This is a genomic window from Paenibacillus sp. J22R160, assembly GCF_059692135.1.
Genome location: NZ_JCAUAU010000003.1, coordinates 112,989 through 132,454 on the forward strand (window position 1 = coordinate 112,989; position 19,466 = coordinate 132,454).

18 protein-coding genes are annotated in these 19,466 nt (G+C 45.7%); 7 read left to right on the plus strand and 11 right to left on the minus strand.

The annotated features are described in order from the left end of the window. The first annotated feature begins 88 nt into the window (after positions 1-88). Complete coding sequence (locus AC58UW_RS07640; RefSeq protein WP_497420105.1) at positions 89-874, plus strand: HAD family hydrolase; 786 nt, start codon at positions 89-91, stop codon at positions 872-874. Positions 875-942: 68 nt separating this feature from the next. Here the strand turns inward: AC58UW_RS07640 and AC58UW_RS07645 are convergent, their stop codons facing one another. Together AC58UW_RS07645 and AC58UW_RS07650 are read right to left on the minus strand one after the other, a co-directional pair. Beyond that, positions 943-1,731 carry a DUF975 family protein gene (locus AC58UW_RS07645; protein ID WP_497420106.1) on the minus strand — a complete coding sequence of 263 codons (789 nt, stop codon included), beginning with the start codon at positions 1,729-1,731 and terminating at the stop codon, positions 943-945. 116 nt (positions 1,732-1,847) lie between these two features. Further along, a complete protein-coding gene (locus tag AC58UW_RS07650; protein WP_497420107.1) occupies positions 1,848-2,621 on the minus strand; it encodes a phytanoyl-CoA dioxygenase family protein in 774 nt (257 codons plus the stop codon). A gap of 132 nt (positions 2,622-2,753) precedes the next feature. Here AC58UW_RS07650 and AC58UW_RS07655 point away from each other — a divergent pair, with 132 nt between their 5' ends. Then, a complete protein-coding gene (locus AC58UW_RS07655) occupies positions 2,754-3,623 on the plus strand; it encodes a helix-turn-helix domain-containing protein (protein WP_497420108.1) in 870 nt (289 codons plus the stop codon). Between the two features lie 9 nt (positions 3,624-3,632). On the opposite strand, the gene AC58UW_RS07660 is transcribed toward AC58UW_RS07655, so the two are convergent. Next, complete coding sequence (locus tag AC58UW_RS07660) at positions 3,633-4,475, minus strand: phytanoyl-CoA dioxygenase family protein (protein ID WP_497420109.1); 843 nt, start codon at positions 4,473-4,475, stop codon at positions 3,633-3,635. 124 nt (positions 4,476-4,599) lie between these two features. On the opposite strand from AC58UW_RS07660, the gene AC58UW_RS07665 reads away from it, so the two are divergent. Further along, positions 4,600-5,478, plus strand: coding sequence for a helix-turn-helix domain-containing protein (locus AC58UW_RS07665; protein ID WP_497420110.1), 879 nt, complete (start codon positions 4,600-4,602; stop codon positions 5,476-5,478). 49 nt (positions 5,479-5,527) lie between these two features. Here the strand turns inward: AC58UW_RS07665 and AC58UW_RS07670 are convergent, their stop codons facing one another. The 4 genes from AC58UW_RS07670 to AC58UW_RS07685 all read right to left on the minus strand — a co-directional run bounded on the left by AC58UW_RS07670 (position 5,528) and on the right by AC58UW_RS07685 (position 11,092). Beyond that, positions 5,528-6,610 (minus strand): Gfo/Idh/MocA family protein, encoded by a 1,083-nt coding sequence (locus AC58UW_RS07670; RefSeq protein ID WP_497420111.1) that lies wholly within the window; start codon positions 6,608-6,610, stop codon positions 5,528-5,530. Between the two features lie 182 nt (positions 6,611-6,792). Further along, positions 6,793-7,509 carry a response regulator transcription factor gene (locus tag AC58UW_RS07675; RefSeq protein WP_127457431.1) on the minus strand — a complete coding sequence of 239 codons (717 nt, stop codon included), beginning with the start codon at positions 7,507-7,509 and terminating at the stop codon, positions 6,793-6,795. Between the two features lie 96 nt (positions 7,510-7,605). After that, a complete protein-coding gene (gene pnpS / locus AC58UW_RS07680) occupies positions 7,606-9,402 on the minus strand; it encodes a two-component system histidine kinase PnpS (protein WP_497420112.1) in 1,797 nt (598 codons plus the stop codon). A gap of 139 nt (positions 9,403-9,541) precedes the next feature. Beyond that, positions 9,542-11,092: a fumarate hydratase gene (locus AC58UW_RS07685; protein WP_497420113.1), complete on the minus strand. Its 1,551-nt coding sequence runs from the start codon at positions 11,090-11,092 to the stop codon at positions 9,542-9,544. Positions 11,093-11,168: 76 nt separating this feature from the next. Between AC58UW_RS07685 and AC58UW_RS07690 the strand changes: the two genes are divergently transcribed. Continuing rightward, entirely contained in the window at positions 11,169-12,311 is a 1,143-nt protein-coding gene (locus tag AC58UW_RS07690) for a polysaccharide deacetylase family protein (RefSeq protein ID WP_497420114.1), read from the plus strand. A 17-nt stretch (positions 12,312-12,328) separates the two neighbouring features. After that, positions 12,329-12,934, plus strand: coding sequence for a 5'-deoxynucleotidase (yfbR, locus tag AC58UW_RS07695; RefSeq protein ID WP_497420115.1), 606 nt, complete (start codon positions 12,329-12,331; stop codon positions 12,932-12,934). 289 nt (positions 12,935-13,223) lie between these two features. On the opposite strand, the gene AC58UW_RS07700 is transcribed toward yfbR, so the two are convergent. After that, positions 13,224-13,652, minus strand: a complete 429-nt coding sequence (locus AC58UW_RS07700; RefSeq protein WP_497420116.1) for a hypothetical protein — start codon at positions 13,650-13,652, stop codon at positions 13,224-13,226. A gap of 224 nt (positions 13,653-13,876) precedes the next feature. Here AC58UW_RS07700 and AC58UW_RS07705 point away from each other — a divergent pair, with 224 nt between their 5' ends. Both AC58UW_RS07705 and AC58UW_RS07710 read left to right on the plus strand, forming a co-directional pair. Continuing rightward, complete coding sequence (locus AC58UW_RS07705; RefSeq protein WP_497420117.1) at positions 13,877-14,452, plus strand: TetR/AcrR family transcriptional regulator; 576 nt, start codon at positions 13,877-13,879, stop codon at positions 14,450-14,452. 150 nt (positions 14,453-14,602) lie between these two features. Then, complete coding sequence (locus AC58UW_RS07710; RefSeq protein ID WP_497420118.1) at positions 14,603-15,364, plus strand: SDR family oxidoreductase; 762 nt, start codon at positions 14,603-14,605, stop codon at positions 15,362-15,364. A 66-nt stretch (positions 15,365-15,430) separates the two neighbouring features. On the opposite strand, the gene mdh is transcribed toward AC58UW_RS07710, so the two are convergent. The 3 genes from mdh to citZ all read right to left on the minus strand — a co-directional run bounded on the left by mdh (position 15,431) and on the right by citZ (position 19,200). Further along, a complete protein-coding gene (gene mdh, locus AC58UW_RS07715) occupies positions 15,431-16,372 on the minus strand; it encodes a malate dehydrogenase (protein WP_477499823.1) in 942 nt (313 codons plus the stop codon). Positions 16,373-16,429: 57 nt separating this feature from the next. Then, complete coding sequence (gene icd, locus AC58UW_RS07720; protein WP_497420119.1) at positions 16,430-17,728, minus strand: NADP-dependent isocitrate dehydrogenase; 1,299 nt, start codon at positions 17,726-17,728, stop codon at positions 16,430-16,432. A 359-nt stretch (positions 17,729-18,087) separates the two neighbouring features. Continuing rightward, positions 18,088-19,200 carry a citrate synthase gene (gene citZ / locus AC58UW_RS07725; protein WP_497420120.1) on the minus strand — a complete coding sequence of 371 codons (1,113 nt, stop codon included), beginning with the start codon at positions 19,198-19,200 and terminating at the stop codon, positions 18,088-18,090. Positions 19,201-19,466 lie beyond the last annotated feature (266 nt).

Sequence of the window (19,466 nt, forward strand, 5' to 3'; positions counted from 1 at the left end):
GTATTCGAAATTCAACCTTCAGTTTTCTGTTGACTTCCTTGTTATTATGTTGGAAATTAAGTGTAAGACATTGGGAGGGAGCATAGAAATGAAGCCGATTAAAGCGATTATTTTCGATTTGGATAATACGTTATTATGGGATGAAAGAAGTATTCAGGAAGCATTTGAGGCAACTTGCCAGGCAGCGGCAGCTTCTGTGAACGTAAACCCTTCCGAGTTAGAGCGCGAAGTACGCGAGTCATCTGAACGTTTATTTGAAGAAATGGCCTGTTATGACTATGCCAAAATGATTGAAGTCACACATTTGGAAGCGCTGTGGGGTCGATTTGATGCGAAAGAGCATCCTACCTTTCTAGAGCTGGGACAGTTAACGCCAGGGTTTCAAAAAAGTTCTTGGACGCAGGGCCTGCTCAAGCTAGGCATTAACGATCCGGCGTTAGGTGAAATACTCGCGCTGAGGTTCGCTAAAGAGCGTCGGGAGCGTCCATTGGTCTACGAAGCCACTTTCAAGGTCTTGCAAGCTCTGCGCCCGAAGTACCAACTGCTATTGCTGACGAATGGCGCGCCTGACCTGCAACAGGAAAAGGTAGATAGTATCCCGGGCCTGGCGGATTACTTTGATCATATCTTGATCTCCGGTTCCTTTGGCCGCGGTAAACCTGATCCTTCTATTTTTGAGCATGCTTTGAAGCTGCTCGGTGTCACGGCGGATGAAGCCCTCATGGTCGGTGATAATCTCGACACCGACATCAAAGGGGCATTAGCGGTTGGCATGCGAAATGTTTGGATCAATCATCATCAGCGGACGGCCCCACAGATCAACTTGCCGAACCATGAAATCGCATCACTGCAAGAATTGCTAGCGATTGTATGAAAAAGGACTTCCTCAACAAGGTCTATTGTGACCTTGTTGAGGAAGTCCTTATTAAATACCCGTCTTATTTATTCTTCGGGCAGATTCAATTCCTTGCTGCTGCTGAGTCCAGCGTACAGCGCCTGCTGCCTGAGAACCTTATACAGCTCAGCCTTGGTTGAGTGATCGTACGGCATAACGAATAGAACGCCGATGCCAAGTGCCAGGAACCCTAGGATATACCATCCAAGGAAAGAAAGATCCAGGACGAACATGTTCCATTTATGCCCGTTCGTCATCTGTTTGCTAAGCTGAGCGGCCCTCTTCGAACCAATCTCCGGATTGTCTCCTAATAGAAAGGGCACCATGCTGTACGCATAAACCTTCACAAAGCCCGGAATAATGAGCAGCAAAAACCACAGAAACGTGAGAAAGCTTTTCCAAAGCATCCCCTTAACGATAGCGAGATACCTGCCTTTTTGGAACGAATAGACAAGATAATTCATATTCACATCTTCGGATGCAGCCTGTTTAAAATATTGCATAACGCTCACTTCGAAAGGGGCGGTTACAAAAATATGAAAAGCAATAGAGACAAGAATAAGGAAGATAAATAACAAGATCGCTCCAACAACGACTGCAACAAATACCGGGCTGGTATAAAAATCGCTCCAACTGTCGTGATTACCAGTTAAGGGGAAGTTGATTGAATTTCTACCATTCGAATTGTATGAACAACTCGACGCCCCTCCGCTCAGCACAGCTAGTAACAAGCTTACGAGAAATGCCTTCCAGTAGGATGTTCGTAATACTTGCTTTGCTCTTTCCTTTAGTTCGCTACGCGTCCAGTCCAAGAAACCACCATCCAATTTCCACATATTTACTAACTATCGTACAACAGAATGTCCAAAAGTAGAACCCTCGGCTGGAGATAGGTAACTGCGTCAACCAGCCGCTAACGAAAAAAAGGCACCCGCAGGCACCTTTCCCATCCTCAAATAATTTTATATTCCGGCTTCACCTTCGTGAAATGCGGGTTTTTCCCTGTGACCATGAGGCCCATGCCCCAATCAAAATGCGTATTCTCCGTCGGAAAATCGCTCGGATCGCGGTACTGGAACAGCACGTTCCGTCTTGTTCGATTACTCCGATTGGATTCCGAGCCATGGATCGTCAAGTAGTTAAAGAACAGCACATCGCCGGCTTCAGCCACACAAGGCGTCCCCTCTTTGACCGGATATTCTCTGTGGTTCAAATAATGTTGACCCACGTGCGGTATGCTGCCTGAGCGGTGCGAGCCTGGAATCACTCGCAAGCAACCGTTCTCCTCATCCGCATAATCCAAATGCACGCTCGCAGCCAGCATCGAATGTTTTTCATGCGGGAAGTACGGGTGATCCTGATGCATAGGGAAGGCAGCACCATTTTCCGGTGGCTTCACGAGCATTTTCGAATGATGCAGCTGCACATTGGGTCCAATGATTTGCTGCAGCACAGCAGCCATATTCGGATGAATCACAGCGCGCATAAATGCGGCATCGTGATAATGCACATCGTGGAAGCCTTTCAAAACCAGCTTCTTCAGTTCATCCGGTGGAAGGAAATCCCCCCTCCATTGATCATTGCGGTCTGCTTTCGCCTCAGCCGCACGAATAATAATTTCTTCTACAGCTTGTCTCATTTCCTCAACTTCCTGCTGATTGAATACCCCTTTAACAAGCAAATACCCATTTTCTTTGTAAAATTCTACATCCTCACGAGTAATCATAGTCTATTCCTCCATCTATGCAGTTGATTGTAAACCGCTTTCTTATCTATTATTATAAGGAATGAGAATGAGATCTGTCTTTTTCTGCAAAGGACAGCTTTTTGCAAAATAAGGACATGAAGGATGATATGTATGTACTTGTGCAAAGAAACTAGATCCCTGCTGAACGAGGTTGCAACCGTCATTCATGGACCCTCAGCATGTTTTAAAATTCAATATTGGGGCGTAGATCCCTGCTTATTCGATAATCAACCTCACAAACATTCCTTTTTTGAGGTCTGTTATGTCATTAGCGGCGAAGGCGAGTATACAGAAGAAGGCATTCTCTACCCGCTGCGAGCAGGTACGCATTTTTGCTCCAGACCTGGCATCAAACACCAAATCCGCACCGAAAAAGGCCTCTTTATTTTATTCGTCGCGTTTGAACTCGATGAAACACAAAGTGAAGATACGATGCGAGATGCCTTTCAGGATCTAGCTGAGCATGCCGAGGTTTGTCTGTATGACGGGGACCATCACCCGACGTCTCTCTTGTGGAAGTCGCTTTTGATTCGTGAGGGTAATGGCAGCTTACCGGCTGCAGCCGTTCCTACATTAGCCTACTCTCTTCTCGTATCATTTCTCAGCTTATTCGGTAAAGAGACCGGCAAACCTATTGTCCACCGTAAAAATACGAATATCCTGCTGCAGCGGGCCAAACTTTATATCCGCGACAACCTATCGCAGCCTCTTCACCTTAGCGATGTTGCCGGCTATCTCAATGTTTCAGAGCGCCATCTTTCGCGCCTATTCTCAGAAGGAATTCATGAAACATATACCGATTTCATCCGCAGTGAGCGCATACGCCAAGCAGCCCACCTGCTATTGACAAGTGGGCTGTCGATTAACGAAATTGCTGAGGCCACGGGCTTTTCGTCCGTTCACTATTTTACCCATACGTTCAAACAAGAAAAAAAGCTACCCCCAGGCAAGTTCCGCAAACAGGAACAAACCAGCAGGTAGCTGCAATTCCTATCGTGCGGATCGGCTGTAGACCAGCGGATTGATGGCGGTTGCTGCCAAATCTCCTGGCTGAGCGCCGGGGAACCACGCTTTCAAGTCGCCTTCGCGTGCTTTACTATCCGGCTCTGCAATACGCAGTCCATCGGCATAGTAGATAACCGTCATGACTTTGCGCATGGAGTCCGTCGGGTTGCCAGGTGCGCTGTGCAGCGTCCAGCCTGCATGGAAAGTCGCATCGCCGGCTTCCATAGCGCCATGAGACATCGTTTCAAACCCTTTGCCCTCAATATAACCCGCTAAAGTGCGATGGGATTCATCGGAAATCACCATTTTATTAATATAGCCTATGCGGTGGGACTCAGATGCAAAAGTCATTGAACCTACTTCTTCCGAAATAGGGACCAGCGGCATCCACATCGTAATCGTTTTATCTGTATCCAGCGGCCAATAGATTTGGTCTTGATGCCATGGTGTGTGACCTCCATGAGGTTCCTTGTACAAAGCTTGATCATGATAAATGCGCACGCCTTCTACGCCCATCAAATCCGCTGCGATTTTGGCAAATCTTTTTGCCAGTACGAACCTGCGAGCCGCTTCACTTTTTTCCCATAGGTTAGAGATTTGGATAAAAGCTTTGCCATACGTATCACGCTGATCTATCGGTTTGTTGTGATAATTCAGTTCCTTCACCAAATCCGTAATAACCGGCTCGTATGAAGTGATTTCCGACGGGCTAGCCACTTGCCGAAGCACAATATGTCCTTTCTGCTGATAGCTTTCTATCTGCTGCTCCGACAAGGTATAGCTGTCTTCCAAAGAGGGTAATGTTTGGTTAGGGCTTGTTTCTTTCATGCTCATCTCGGATCACCTCGTTTTGTATAATTATAGCTTTATTATAGAGCTCAACCTATTCCAAATCTTTGTCAAACAAGGTTATATTATTGTCAAAAACAACTGGATTGAAAGGTAGATACATATGCTAAGCGATTATCTGAAACAACATCCCATCGTTCCTTTCGTAAGACAAAGCGACTTTGCTGTTCGCAAACCATGGTCTTACCCGGAGCGCAGATTGCTTGATTATTTGTTGGTATACATTCAAGAAGGCACTTGCTGTTTCCATATTGATAATAAGAAATATACATTTAACGCAGGCCAGTTTTGCCTTGTGCAGCCTGGCAGTTTGCTTTCTTTGGAAGGGTTAACGAATACCGTTACGCCCTATATCCATTTTGACATCTGTTTTAACACCGACCGTGAACACAGTTTCCCTACACGCCCCGGACAAATTGATTTATCGGCTTATAGGCATCTCATGCAGCCAACCATCAAAGACTTGTATGGGGTGGAAATACCTGTGCAGGTTGAGCCGTCCAAGCCGTTAAAACTGAAAGAAACACTGCTACAGGTCATCGAGCAAGCTGAAAAGCAGGATCCGCTCATAGAGCTTAAAACCCAGCATCTAGTAACGGAGATCATCCTTTCTTTATTGGAGACCTACTATCAAGAACCATACACAGCTTCACAATCGTTCGACTGGATTACTTCCTACTTCTCACATCATCTGAGTGATCCTATCTCCTTAGAACACATGGCTGCACGAGCTAATCTGTCAATTTCCCGATTCAGCATTGTGTTCAAACAACGGTATGGCATTTCCCCTCATCAATATTTGATGAACATGCGGGTGAATCATGCCAAAGAATTACTGACCCATACAGATTTAAGTCAGGAATCGATAGCCAGCTATTGCGGATTTGCAGACCTGCACCATTTCTCCAAAACCTTTAAGAAACGAACCGGACTAACACCCGGGGAATATAAAAAAAGCAAAATCCCCTTCATTCGAGCTTAACCACTCGAAAAAGGGGATTTCTTGCTTATTTCCTGGGAAATAGTTGAAATTAGTCGAAATAAACAGCTTTTCCTGTTTTAGCAGATTCGTAAATAGCTTCTAAAATCTCAGAAACGACACACGCTTGCTCTGGTGTCACGACTGGGTCCGTATCATTCTCAATGGCTTGAATCCACATACGCATTTCCAAATCCGGTGCACTTTCCGTTTCACCATCATAAAAGGCAACGCCGCCAGCTTTCAGCTCAACCTCTGTTGTAAACAAGCGACTGTGCTTTTCACCGTTAATGCGCAGTCCATTTTTCATGTCCGCGCCGCCTTCAGTTCCGCTAAGCGTACATTTCGCTTCATCAACTTCCAGCGTGTTCAGCGCCCAGCTTGATTCCAGCATAATGGTAGCGCCATTTTTCATCGTAATCATACCGAAAGCGGAATCTTCCACGGTAAATTTCGATGGATCCCAAGGCCCCCATGCGTTTGCTGCGTTTTCGCGTTGGGACAATTTATGATACGAAGTACCGAGAACAACCTTCGGCTCATAATTGTTCATCATCCACAGCGTCAAATCGAGGGCATGCGTGCCGATATCGATTAGAGGACCTCCGCCTTGTTTCTCTTCATCAAGGAAAACTCCCCATGTCGGTACCGCGCGGCGGCGGATCGCATGAGCTTTCGCGAAATAAATATCACCTAGCTCACCTTCCGAGCATAGTTGGTGCAGATGCTGGCTGTCGCTGCGGAAGCGGTTGTTGTAACCGACGGTCAATTTTTTGCCAGTGCGTTTCGCTGCTTCCACCATCCGGCGAGCATCAGCAGCCGTTTTGGCCATAGGCTTCTCGGACATAACATGTTTACCAGCTTCCAATGCCGCAATCGTAATGTCCGCATGGGAATCATTCGGTGTACAAACATGCACGATATCAATTGTGCTGTCTTTCAAAAGCTCACGGTAATCTTCATACACGCGAGCTTCGCTTTTTCCATACTTGCCAGCAGCTTCTTGCGCTTTTTCAGGAATAATATCACAGAAAGCAACCATTTCTACATTGTTTAATTTGCTCAAGCTTGGCATATGTTTGCCGTTGGCAATGCCTCCACAGCCGATAATCGCGATTCGATACGTTTTGGACATGATGGTCCTCCTTAGGGTTTTCGTCTGAGCTCGTACTACATATCAGTATATCAAAAACCAGCAAAAATAAAATTTCTGATCTGGCGATAATTATATCCGATTGTGCTCTCTTTGATTTCTAGAAATGAATCCTTACAACAAAAATAAGCCCGGGTAACTGTTTCACCAGCACCCTAGGCTCTTTATTTTTTGATAATCGATGCCACTAACTTATAGCCGACACCGCGGATCGAATCAATCTGCACTGATTGCTGATTCATTTCCAGCTTTTTACGCAGCGAACTTACGTGAACATCCACCGTGCGCTGTCCGCCGATATAATCAAAGCCCCAAACAATATTCATCAGATCGTCCCTAGTCACAACTACGCCTGGACGCTGAACGAGATACAGCAGTACCTCGAACTCCTTAGGTCTCAAAGGAATCGATTCGCCATTCAGGACGACTTCATACTTCTCCGGATAGATGAAGAGCTCGCCCGCTTGAATGACTTTCTCATTCGTTCCCTGCTTGTCTACCGTGACATCCTCTGACATCGTTCTACGCAGTACCGCGGATACCCGTGCCAGCAATTCCGCAACACCAAAAGGCTTCGTGATATAGTCATCCGCTCCGTGCTTCAAGCCTTGGACAACCTCATCCTCCGCATTGCGGGCCGTTAAAATGATAACTGGCGTGCTATTTCCTTTTTGTCTAAGCTTAGCCAACACCTCGAAGCCATTCAAACCCGGAAGCATAATGTCCAAAATAATTAAATCATAGGACTGCTGAAGCGCTTCTTGAAGACCATCGCCGCCATGATCCACAACTTTTGTATGATACCCTTCTTGCGAAAGATTGTACGATAACAACCTGGCCAAGGTAGGCTCGTCTTCAATTACTAATATTTTTTGTGCCATGGGATCCCCCGTATTTACAGTTTATTAACATTGCACATCCATATAATAACACAATTTTGTGAGGTGAATGTAAATGTTGCATTTTCGCCATATAATTTAGTGGATGACTGGCAATTCTATGGTGAATCTCGTCCCAACTCCGACCTCGCTATCTACGCGAATCGTCCCTTTATGCAGCTCAACCAAGTGCTTCACAATGGATAAGCCGAGGCCAGTACCACCTGAACTTCGCGAACGAGCTTTGTCTACCCGATAAAAACGTTCAAAAATCCGCGGTAAATCCTTCTTCGGAATCCCCATGCCGGTATCAGAGACAATTAAACGCAGACGCTCATAATCACCCTCACTATTCGGATCAAGCGGCTCTATCCGGAGCTTAACCTTGCCGCCTTCCTGCGTGTACGCAATGCCATTGGAGAGAAGATTGATAATAATTTGGCGCAGGCGATCTTCGTCAGCTTCAATATACATATCTTCATCGACTTGCAAGCCCAGCTCAATATGTTTTTTCTCGGCTTCTTTTCTCAAAACGTTAAGTGATCTTTCCAGAAACTCAGGTAAATAGATTGGTGAGAAATTCATTGGAATCCGCTTGGATTCAATTTTGGACAGTTCGAGAATATCCCCAATCAGCCGGTTCAACCGTTCGCTTTCATCAAAAATAATTTGCAGGAACGATACCGCCGTTTCCTTATCATTCAGCGCCCCTGCTAGCAGAGTCTCAGCGAAACCTTTGACAGCGGCAATCGGCGTCTTGAGCTCATGGGAGACATTCGCTACAAATTCGCTTCTCATCCGTTCCAGCCTGCGAACTGCCGTGATATCATGAATCACGATCAGGACACCAGACCATTCTTCGTCTTCGTGGGCAATTGGACTTAAATGAATATCCAGAATGCGTTCAGCTGGATAATAGAAAATCATTTCGTCACGAATGGATTCCCGCGTCTCAATACATTCCTGAATCAGCTTCGTAAACTCAAACTGCTGCTTCGCTTCGTTGTATCTTTTCCCCAATAGCTCCTGTGAAGAAAAGCCCAGAATGTATTCAGCTGAAGGGTTTAGCAGCATAATCCGCTCTTCCCGGTCAATCATCATAATGCCGCTCAGCATATTTTCCATAACGCCTTGCAGCCTGCGCTCATTCTCCCGAATCCGTGCCATTTGTTGCTGCAAGCTTTCGGACATCCGATTGATCGCCTGTCCTAGCTGCCCAACTTCATCATTGCTGTAAGCGGGAACACGAGATTCATAATTCATATTCGTGATTTGCTGGGCGACTTTCGTCATTTTCTCTATCGGATGAGTAATCCCCTTAGCAATTCGATAGCTGACCAGACCAGCAATCAGGAATAAGATCATCAACCCTACAATAAGAAAATACCACAAGCTGCGGATCGAATTATCCACCTGCTCCAGACTCATCGAAATTCGTAAATAACCAGTCGTCACCTTGGACTCGTTCTTTACTGGAATCGCGGCATACAGCATCTTCTCGTTAAGAGTATCGCTGTATCGCGTAGCATATCCTACACCGTTTGCTGCAGCTGCAGCAATTTCCGGGCGAGTTAAGTGGTTGTCCATTTGTTCCGGATTTTGGTCGGAATCGCCTATCACTTTGCCATCTGCACGAACAAAGGTTAACCGCTCATTCGTTGTTGCTTTAATCCGTTTGGCTTGTTCGGAGAAATAAGATACCAGTTCAGGTTCTGTACCCATCCTGCCCCAGTCCCCCGTGGCTACAATGACATGCAGCTCGCGTTCCATATTCTCCTCCAAGGACTTCACGTGAGAATCCTCAAGTACCTTTGCCATAAAAATACCGGCAAGCAGCATGGATGAACCAATCAATACAATCAAAATAAATGTCAGTTTGGCACGGAATTTAGTCATCTGTTTTTCTGGCCTCCGATAAATCTAGTCTGAATTCAAAGATAAAAGGGCTACTCTACATAGTAACCCTTTTTCCGGTACCAAATCCAGTTATTTAATTGTAAAGATGAAAAAGTGCAAAATCATGAATCGCTTAAACTTATTTAAATACTGGTTCTTTCAACGCTGAAAGCTTCTCAAATGCGTTTTTCTCAACATCAGCATGCAAGCTGTTACCGTGTGAATCCATTGTAACAATAGCAGCGAAGCCTTCTGTCTCCAAGTGCCACATCGCTTCAGGAATACCGAATTCCATGAAATCAACGCCTTCTACTTTCTTAAAACATTGAGCGTAATATTGCGCAGCGCCGCCAATTGCATTAAGATAAACACCGCCGTGATCCTTGAGCGCTGCTAAGGTTTTCGGACCCATTCCGCCTTTTCCGATGACCGCACGAATCCCGAACTTCTTGATAATATCGCCTTGATAAGGCTCCTCGCGAATACTTGTCGTCGGCCCAGCCGCTTTCACATGCCACTCGCCAGCTTCATCCTTGCTCATAACCGGTCCACAGTGGTAAATTGCCGCACCGTTCAAATCAAGCGGAGCATCATGATCCATCAAATATTTGTGCAGCGCGTCACGTCCCGTGTGCATCGTACCATTAATAACGACCACATCGCCGACTTTCAGACTGCGAATTTGATCTTCCGAAATCGGAGTCGTCAAGACGATCTCACGACGATCCTCTTCCTTCACATTTTTAGCAGCTTCAGCACTCGCCTCAAAAGCTTCTTGGAAGGAAACTTCGCTTCCTCTCGGGTACGACCAGCCGTTGATTTCGCCCGTTTCGGGATTAAGCAGCACGCCTTGACGGCGGAACGCCCAACAGTTGTACGCAACAGATACGAAGAAACTAGCTGGCAAACGGTTGGCCACACCAACTTTACAGCCTAACAGTGTTACCTGCCCGCCGAAACCCATGGTGCCTATTCCGAGCGTATTCGCATGCTCCATCACATACTCTTCAACTTTGCGAAGCTCCGGATGCGGGTTCACATCATCAACATGGCGGAACAATTGATGTTTCGCCAGCTCGTAACCGCTTGTCCGGTCGCCGCCGATGCCAACGCCAATGAAGCCTGCACTGCACCCTTGCCCTTGCGCTTGGTACACAGCATGCATAATACATTTGCGAATACCATCAAGATCGCGTCCAGCTTTGCCCACGCCTTCAAGATCAGCAGGCAAGCTGTACTGAATATTTTTATTTTCACAGCCGCCGCCCTTAAGGATCAGCTTTACTTCAACTTCATCGCGTTCCCATTGTTCGAAATGAATGACCGGGGTTCCAGGTCCCAGATTGTCGCCAGTATTGGCGCCTGTTAAGGAGTCTACCGAATTTGTGCGAAGCTTGCTCGCTTTTGTCGCATTGGCTACGGCTTCAAGAATGTGCTTCTTCATAATAATTTGGTTTGCCCCAACCGGACAGTGTATAATAAACGTTGGCATGCCTGTATCCTGGCAAATCGGGGAGACATTGCATTCCGCCATATGAATGTTATCGGCAATACGGGATAGGGAGAGCGCTGAGCGAGTTCCTTTGTCTTCTTTTTCGCTTGCGGCTTGAACCGCACGACGTACATCACCCGGAAGGTTTGTGGACGTTTCGACAACTAGATCGTAGACGCTTTGATAAAAATGCTGCATGACTAAAAATGGCTCCTCTCGACTAACAAATAATAATCATTACAAACTATTATAACATATAAGGAGTTACGCTGACATGTCCAAAAGAATCGGGATCACGATTCTGCTGAGTCTGATAGGGCTCACGCTTCTGCTTACGCCGCTCTCCGCTAAGCGATCTCAAGATACCTACTATCAGGATCAAGTTGCTGTCCTCATGTATCATCATATCCATGACACCGATACAAGCTCCAGCACCATTACATCCGCTCTATTTCAAGAACAACTGCAATTTCTACTAAGCAAGGGCTATCATTTTATTTCTTTGAATGAATTCAAGCAATATATGGCAGGTGCCACCGTTCCCTCCAACGCGGTCCTTGTGACCTTTGATGATGGATACCAGAGCTTTTATACCGGGGCTTATCCAATTTTGAAAAGCTTGCGTGTTCCCGCTGTAAATTTTGTCATCACGCATGATTTGGACAATCCGCTGGCATCCTATATTCCTTCGATGTCCAAGGAGCAAATCAGCGAAATGACCCATGCAACGAATTTCATCGATATCGGCTGCCACACCGATAGCTTGCATAACAAGCTGCCGAGCGGCGATGCTGCGCTTGTCGGACGCTTAGATGGAGAAAGCGACGACGCCTATAAGCAGCGCGTGCTCCAGGATACGCAAGCATGTGTCGGCAAGCTTGCAGGGCTGACAGACGCGCCGCTCGACGCAATGGCGTATCCATACGGCATCACGTCGCCTGCGGCGACGGAACAAATCCAGAAGGCGGGCATCCGCTACGCCTTCACGATCTCCCCCGAGATGGCGACGCGCAGCGCCGACCATCTGCTCATCCCGCGGATCAACGCGGGCAGCCCCGGCATCACGCCGGAGCTGCTCGACCGCTCGATCCAGCGCCGCATTCAGGCGCAGCCGGGCAGCGCCCCGCTGCGCGTGGACGCGGCCGCTGCCGTCGCGCAGCTCGGCGGCAGCGCAAGTGCAGAAGGCGGAGCGCTTCGCCTCCGCCTGGGGCAAGAGGCATTCACCCTGCAGGTGAATGCTGCTGAGGCCACGCGCGGCTCTGCGCGCGTGAAGCTGAAGGAGCCCGTGCTGCGCGAGCACGGGCAGGTCACGATCGCGCTCGATGATTTGAGCGCGCTGGTCGGGCTGCCGCTCGTCTACACCCCGGCCACCGGAACGGTGGCTGCGCGGGTGGCGCCGAGCGTGAAATCAAACTGAAGGAGTACAAGACCCTCATGAATCATCACTTTTTTGCTTATTTATACCGCCTCAAATATATCGATCGTTGGAGTCTCATGTGGAACATGCGCAGGGATACCGTAGCTGAGCATTCTTTCTACGTCTCTGCGATCGCGCATATGCTTTGTACGATCGCCAATGAAGTTTACGGCCGCAATGTCCCTACGGATCGTGTCGTCTCCATCGCATTGTTCCACGATGCGTCTGAGGTATTAACGGGGGATATCCCTCAGCCCGTCAAGCACAACAATGAGCAGATCCTGCGCAACTTCCGCGAAATCGAAGATGTCGCTGTAGAGCGGCTCATTCAGACGATCCCGCCAGAAATTAGTGACATCTACCGCAAGCTGATCCAGGAACCGGATCCTGAGCTTTACCGCTGGGTGAAAGCTGCGGACTTGCTCGAGGCTTACATCAAATGCTTAACAGAACTATCAACCGGCAACCGCGAATTCGTCGTTGCGAAGCAGCAAATTCTAGAAAGCTTGAAGAAAATGAATATGCCGGAAGTTGATTATTTCCTTGAACATATGAGCGCTTCGTTTGAGAAAACGCTGGACGAAATTACGTTAAACCCAAGCCAAAGCGATTCTTCTAAATAAATAGGTGTAAAAAATACCTATAATTTCGATTTTATTCGGACCATACAGCTAATAACTGGAATTTCTCCCGTTATTCGATAGCTTCGGCCGATGTTTTCATGTTCTAACAGCAAATTAACAGGAGTTTTTCCAGCTATTCAATGAAATTCACCTTTGTACGATTCTAATAAAAGGAGAAAATCGCGTTAATTTGACATGGAACCAGTATTCTCAGGCTGACCCAATATTACAAAGGGGCTGTTCAAACGTAGAAATCTCTACGCTTGGAACAGCCCCTTTATTTTGAGCACTAAGCTAATATTTGAGGATTCGTCATGAACAGGATAGCAACAACTACGGCTACCGCAGCAATCCAGCTGAATGTTTTAACTTTCGCAGCATCTGTAGCTGTGCTGTTTCCTGCCTTAGCGTTAGCAGCCAGCTTCTTCATTCTTCCGCCGATCATGCCAGTCACCGCTCCCACGATAAGCAGTAAAACAATAGCCAACACCATCCACAACACGGACACTTCAACTTTAGAAATCATAGCACCGCCCGTGATGAAGGTCACAATCAATGAAAATTGCCCAACTCGATTTAGCGTAGACAGCAGCCCTATAAAGCCCTCTAATGCAGCGCCAGTTAACGATGCGGCACGTCCCACTATGAACGGGAACACGACGTATACGCCAAGCAACAAGGCACTAAGCACATGTAAAAAGATCATGACTTGATACATTCTAATAACCTCCGCAATTTTGAATTAGAATCGTTCTTATGTAAGTATACCGAATCCCTATCTTTGGGACAAGAAAGCGATGTCAACAATTCTCCTTTTTCACCATATCTCCATAAAAATGTGTCCAAATATGTCAAAACCCTTTCTTTACTGATCGTTCTCAATATGCTATTATAGGACTTGTAGATAGAGTTTAGTGTATATATAAGGACGTGACAATGCTCATGGCTAGAAATAAAGAATTTGAAATCAATGCGGTACTAGACAAGGCAATGGATTTATTTTGGAGACAAGGCTATGAAAAAACCTCCATACAAGAGCTTGTCACCCATATGGGCATTCATAGAAGAAGCATGTACGATACTTTCGGAGACAAACATGACTTATTCATGCATGTAATGAAGCGATACAAAACACTTTTTGAATCAAAAATAAATAACCGAGTTCATCAAGCTAATTCTGTTAAGATGGCCATACGACTATTGTTTGACATAACAATTAGTAGAGAAGACGATCAGCCCAAAGGCTGTCTATTGGTTAATTCTGCCGTGGAATTAGCTTTGCTCGATTCGGAAGTTGCCGCTAAAGTTCATGAGGAGTTTTTAATTACAGAAAAATTATTTTATGACCTGTTAGTGAATGGACAGCAAACTGGAGAAATTTCAAGCGAGCACAGTGCTGAGAATCTTTCGATTTACCTTAATAACGCTTGGGTAGGGTTGCGTGTTTTGGTCAAGACAACAGAAGACAAAGAAAAACTAAGAAGTCTTATTGACACAACCTTAGCAATCCTTCATTAAATTTTTTTCCTTATTATAGAATGATCATTCTCATTTAGTCAGAAAGTGATTCATGTCTAGATGAAAGGCGGTGATGCCTGCCATTTCGTATTGGTCGGCAAGCAGTTCTTCTATCAAATATAAAACATTATAACAAAGGAGAAATAGAAAATGACAACAAACTCATCTAATCTTGAAGGTAAAGTTGCTTTTATTACAGGAGCAAATCGGGGAATTGGATTGGAAACTGCACGTGAATTGGCTAAGCTTGGCGCTAAAGTCGTTATAGGAGCACGTGATTTAGAGAAAGGGGAAGCCGCCGCGGAAACACTTCGTTCCGAAGGACTCCAAGCGGAGAGTCTTAAATTTGATGTCACTCGAGTTGAAGATCATCATGCTTCGTATGATTTTTTTGAACAGCATTACGGAAAGCTGGATATTTTAATTAATAATGCTGGCGTGCAGAAAGAAACAGAGCATCTTTCACCTATGAATGAAACAAGCACCGTATCACCGGAAGTTCTTCGTGAAACATTCGATGCCAATTACTTCAGGCTGATTGAATTGACTCAAAAATTGCTTCCGTTAATTCGTAAAGCACCTGCGGGTAGAATCGTCAATCTGTCCAGCGTTCTTGGATCCCTTACCTTGCATGCAAATCCTGATGCTCCGATTTACGGCATGAAGCTGCTTGCCTATAACTCCTCAAAGGCAGCAGTGAATTTATTTACCAATCATCTTGCACATGAACTTAAAGATACTTCAATTAAAGTTAATTCGGCGCACCCGGGTTGGGTAAAGACAGAAATTGGCGGAAAACACGCCCAATTGGATGCTAGAGAAGGCAGCATGACCAGCGTGAAACTAGCTACCTTACCTGCAGATGGTCCAACTGGTAAATTCTATCATTTAGACGAAGAACTGCCTTGGTAAAATAAATGCCCTGTTCAAAAAAAGAGCCGATCCCCTATTTCAATAGGTGATCGGCTCTTTTTTGAATTAGCCTGTTACAACTTTGATTACGTTGCGAACAGAGTTAGCTGTTTTGTCTAGAGCTGCTTTCTCATCCTCAGTCAACTCGATATCCATCACTTTCTCGATACCGTTCGCACCAAGAACAGTCAGTACGCCCATAAACAGGTTATCATAGCCATACTCTCCTTCAAGAAGAGCGATTGTAGGAATGATACGTTTTTTATCTTTCAGAATAGCTTCAGTCATTTGCACAAGGGACGCTGCTGGCGCGTAGTATGCACTACCGTTACCAAGCAGGTTAACGATCTCCCCGCCGCCCGTACGTGTTCGTTGAACGATTGCTTCAATACGGTCAGCTGGGATCAGCTTCTCAATTGGGACTCCGCCTGCGTATGTGTAACGGACAAGTGGAACCATGTCATCGCCGTGACCGCCGATCACAACTCCCTTAACATCCTCAACCGAGACATTCAACTCTTGAGAGATGAACGTCAAGTAACGAGCTGTATCCAGTACACCCGATTGACCGATTACGCGGTTTTTCGGGAATCCAAGAGCTTGATAGGCAACGTAAGTCATTGCATCAACTGGATTACTCAAGATGATAACGATGGAGTTTGGAGCTACTTCTCTTACATTTTCACAAACGGACTTCACGATACCTGCATTCGTGTTTACCAGATCATCGCGGCTCATTCCCGGTTTACGGGCGATACCAGCGGTGATGATGACGATATCGGAATCAGCAGCATCTGCATAGCTAGAAGTACCGGTGATTTGAGCGTCGTACCCTTGAACCGGGCCAGCTTCGAGCATGTCGAGCGCTTTCCCTTTAGTAGGGTTTTCCAATTGCGGGATATCTAGAAGAACAACATTACCAAGTTCTTTTTGAGCTAGCATAAGAGCTGTAGTTGCTCCTGTGAAGCCTGCACCGACAACAGTAATTTTATTACGACGGATTGCCATTTGAGATGTGCCTCCTAATAATGATTAGTTATCGTACCCTTGGAGCGTTCAAAATGATTAAGCCATGTTTTTGATGATTTCGTTCGCGAATTCGGAGCATTTAATTTCAGTTGCGCCTTCCATCAAGCGAGCAAAGTCATAAGTAACTGTTTTGTTGTTGATCGAAGTTTCCAAGCCTTTGTAGATCAGCTCAGCTGCTTCCAACCAGCCAAGGTGCTCAAGAAGCATTACGCCGGAAAGGATAACAGAACCTGGGTTAACAACGTCAAGACCTGCATATTTAGGAGCAGTACCATGTGTAGCTTCGAAGATTGCGTGGCCAGTCAAGTAGTTGATGTTTGCTCCTGGAGCGATACCAATACCGCCTACTTGTGCAGCAAGTGCATCAGACAGGTAGTCACCGTTCAAGTTCAATGTTGCGATAACATCGAAATCAGTTGGACGAGTCAATACTTGTTGCAACGCGATGTCAGCAATCGCATCTTTTACGATGATTTTGCCAGCAGCTTCTGCATCTTTTTGAGCTTTGTTAGCTGCTTCAGCGCCTTCTGCTTCTTTGATACGATCATATTGTGCCCATGTAAATGTTTTATCACCATATTCACGCTCAGCTAGCTCGTAACCCCAGTTTTTGAACGCGCCTTCTGTGAACTTCATGATGTTACCTTTGTGAACCAAAGTTAGCGTTTTACGGCCATGTTTGATGGCATATTCGATTGCAGCGCGTACCAAACGCTCAGTACCTTCAGAGGATACTGGTTTTACACCGATACCTGAAGTTTCTGGGAAACGGATTTTGTTAACGCCCATTTCGTTTTGCAAGAAGGAAATTACTTTCTTAACAGCATCGGAACCAGCTTCCCACTCGATACCTGCATAGATATCTTCTGTGTTCTCACGGAAAATAACCATATCAACTAGCTCAGGACGTTTAACCGGTGAGGGAACGCCGTTGAAGTAGCGAACTGGACGGGAACATACGTATAGATCTAGCTCTTGGCGAAGCGCAACGTTCAGGGAACGGATACCGCCACCGATTGGTGTAGTCAAAGGTCCTTTGATGGACACGATGTATTCACGCATAGCTGTTAATGTATCGTTAGGCAACCAGTTGTTGAATTTGTTAAAAGCTTTCTCTCCTGCAAAAACTTCGTACCAAGCGATTTTTTTCTCGCCTTTGTAAGCTTTCTCAACAGCAGCATCAAGAACGCGTACGGAAGCCGCCCAGATGTCAGGACCTGTACCGTCACCTTCAATGTAAGGAATGATTGGGTTGTTAGGTACTTGCAGAACACCATTCTCGATCGTGATTTTTTGGCCTTCTGTTGGTAGTTCGTAGGTTTCGAATTGTGGCATGATAGTTCCTCCTAAGATTTGTTTAAAATGATACAAGTTCATAAGGTGCGTTACGTTGCATGCTTTTGATAGTACCTTCCGACCGCTTCTTATAATCAATTATTTTTGAACAACTTTTCATATGTAAATAAATGGATTATAAATGCGGACACTACGTTTCTCCAAGCACTATCAAGCACTCCACTAGCTACTTTACTACAAAGAAATCAATTTTAAAAATTTTACTCGTCACCGGCTAGGTAAAAAGCATTTACACACACAAAAAGTGACGGGAGTTGCGGTACACCCCAAGGAATTTGAGTCCCTGAAGTCGGGTACCGAACTGCCCGCACCTTGAGCATACTTCTAATCTAGGCCAATTAGCGAGCGCTAATCGGAATGTATTTTTGGTTTACCGGACCTGTGTACTCAGCGCGAGGACGGATCAAACGGTTGTTTTCGTACTGCTCAAGAATGTGTGCAGTCCAACCGGAAGTACGGCTGATCGCGAAGATCGGTGTGAACAGATCACGCGGGATTTCAAGTGTTGTGTAGACGGAAGCCGAGTAGAAATCTACATTCGGTTTCAAACCTTTAAGTCCTGTCACAAGCTCATCAGCCTTAATGGACATTTCGTACCATTTCAGGTTGCCAGTCAATTTACCAAGCTCGTAAGACATTTTTTGCAAGTGCTTGGCACGCGGATCTCCGTTTTTGTAAACACGGTGTCCAAAGCCCATGATTTTGTCTTTACGCTCTAATTTGCCGTTAATGTAAGGAACTACGTTCTCTACAGTACCGATCTCTTCAAGCATAGCCATAACAGCTTCATTCGCACCACCGTGAAGAGGTCCTTTGAGCGTGCCGATAGCCGATGTAATACCGGAGTAAATATCAGTTAGAGTAGCAACTGTAACGCGCGCCGCGAATGTAGAAGCATTCAATTCGTGGTCAGCATGAAGCACTAACGCTTTGTCCAAAGCTTCAATTGCAACTTTGTCCGGCTCTTTTCCAGTCAATTGGTACAAGAAGTTAGCAGCAACAGAAGAATATCCCGGGGAAGCTAACGGCTCTTTACCGTCACGGATACGAGCAAAAGCAGCAATGATACCTGGAATTTGTGCTTGCAGCTTAATCGCTTTACGTACATTGGATTCTTGGCTCAAGTCGTTCGCTTCCTCATCGTACAGAGCAAGAGCGGAAACAGCCGTGCGAAGCGCAGCCATGGAATTAACATCTTTCGGGAATGCTTTCAACTGGTTGATTACCGCATCAGGCACCTTGCTATAAGCGTTCAGGTCGCTTTGCAGTTTCTCAAGCTCAGCTTGGTTAGGAAGTTTGCCGAACCAAAGCAAATAAATTACTTCTTCAAATGTCGCATTTTCTGCGAGGTCATCAATATCAATCCCGCGATATGTTAATACTCCATCTACAATGGAGCTAATCGACGAGGTCGTGGCTACAATTCCTTCTAAGCCTTTGGTTGCAGTCATTGGAATCTCTCCTTAGCTACTCTATTAGCAAAAAATTGCTTTTTTCCTAACTTTAATAATAAAGTATTTTACTCGGTAAGTGAACAAAAGAGGACATAAAACTTCATTATCACTACCATAAAGAATCTTTTTGACACAGAAAAGCCATTTTATTTTGCTCCACAACTTAAAACACACGCTACAAGTTTTTGTTTATTTCCCCGAATTATACAACAATTTTGCAAAAGTTTGTCGAGTTGGCCTTCCCTTGATACAATGTAGGCAAA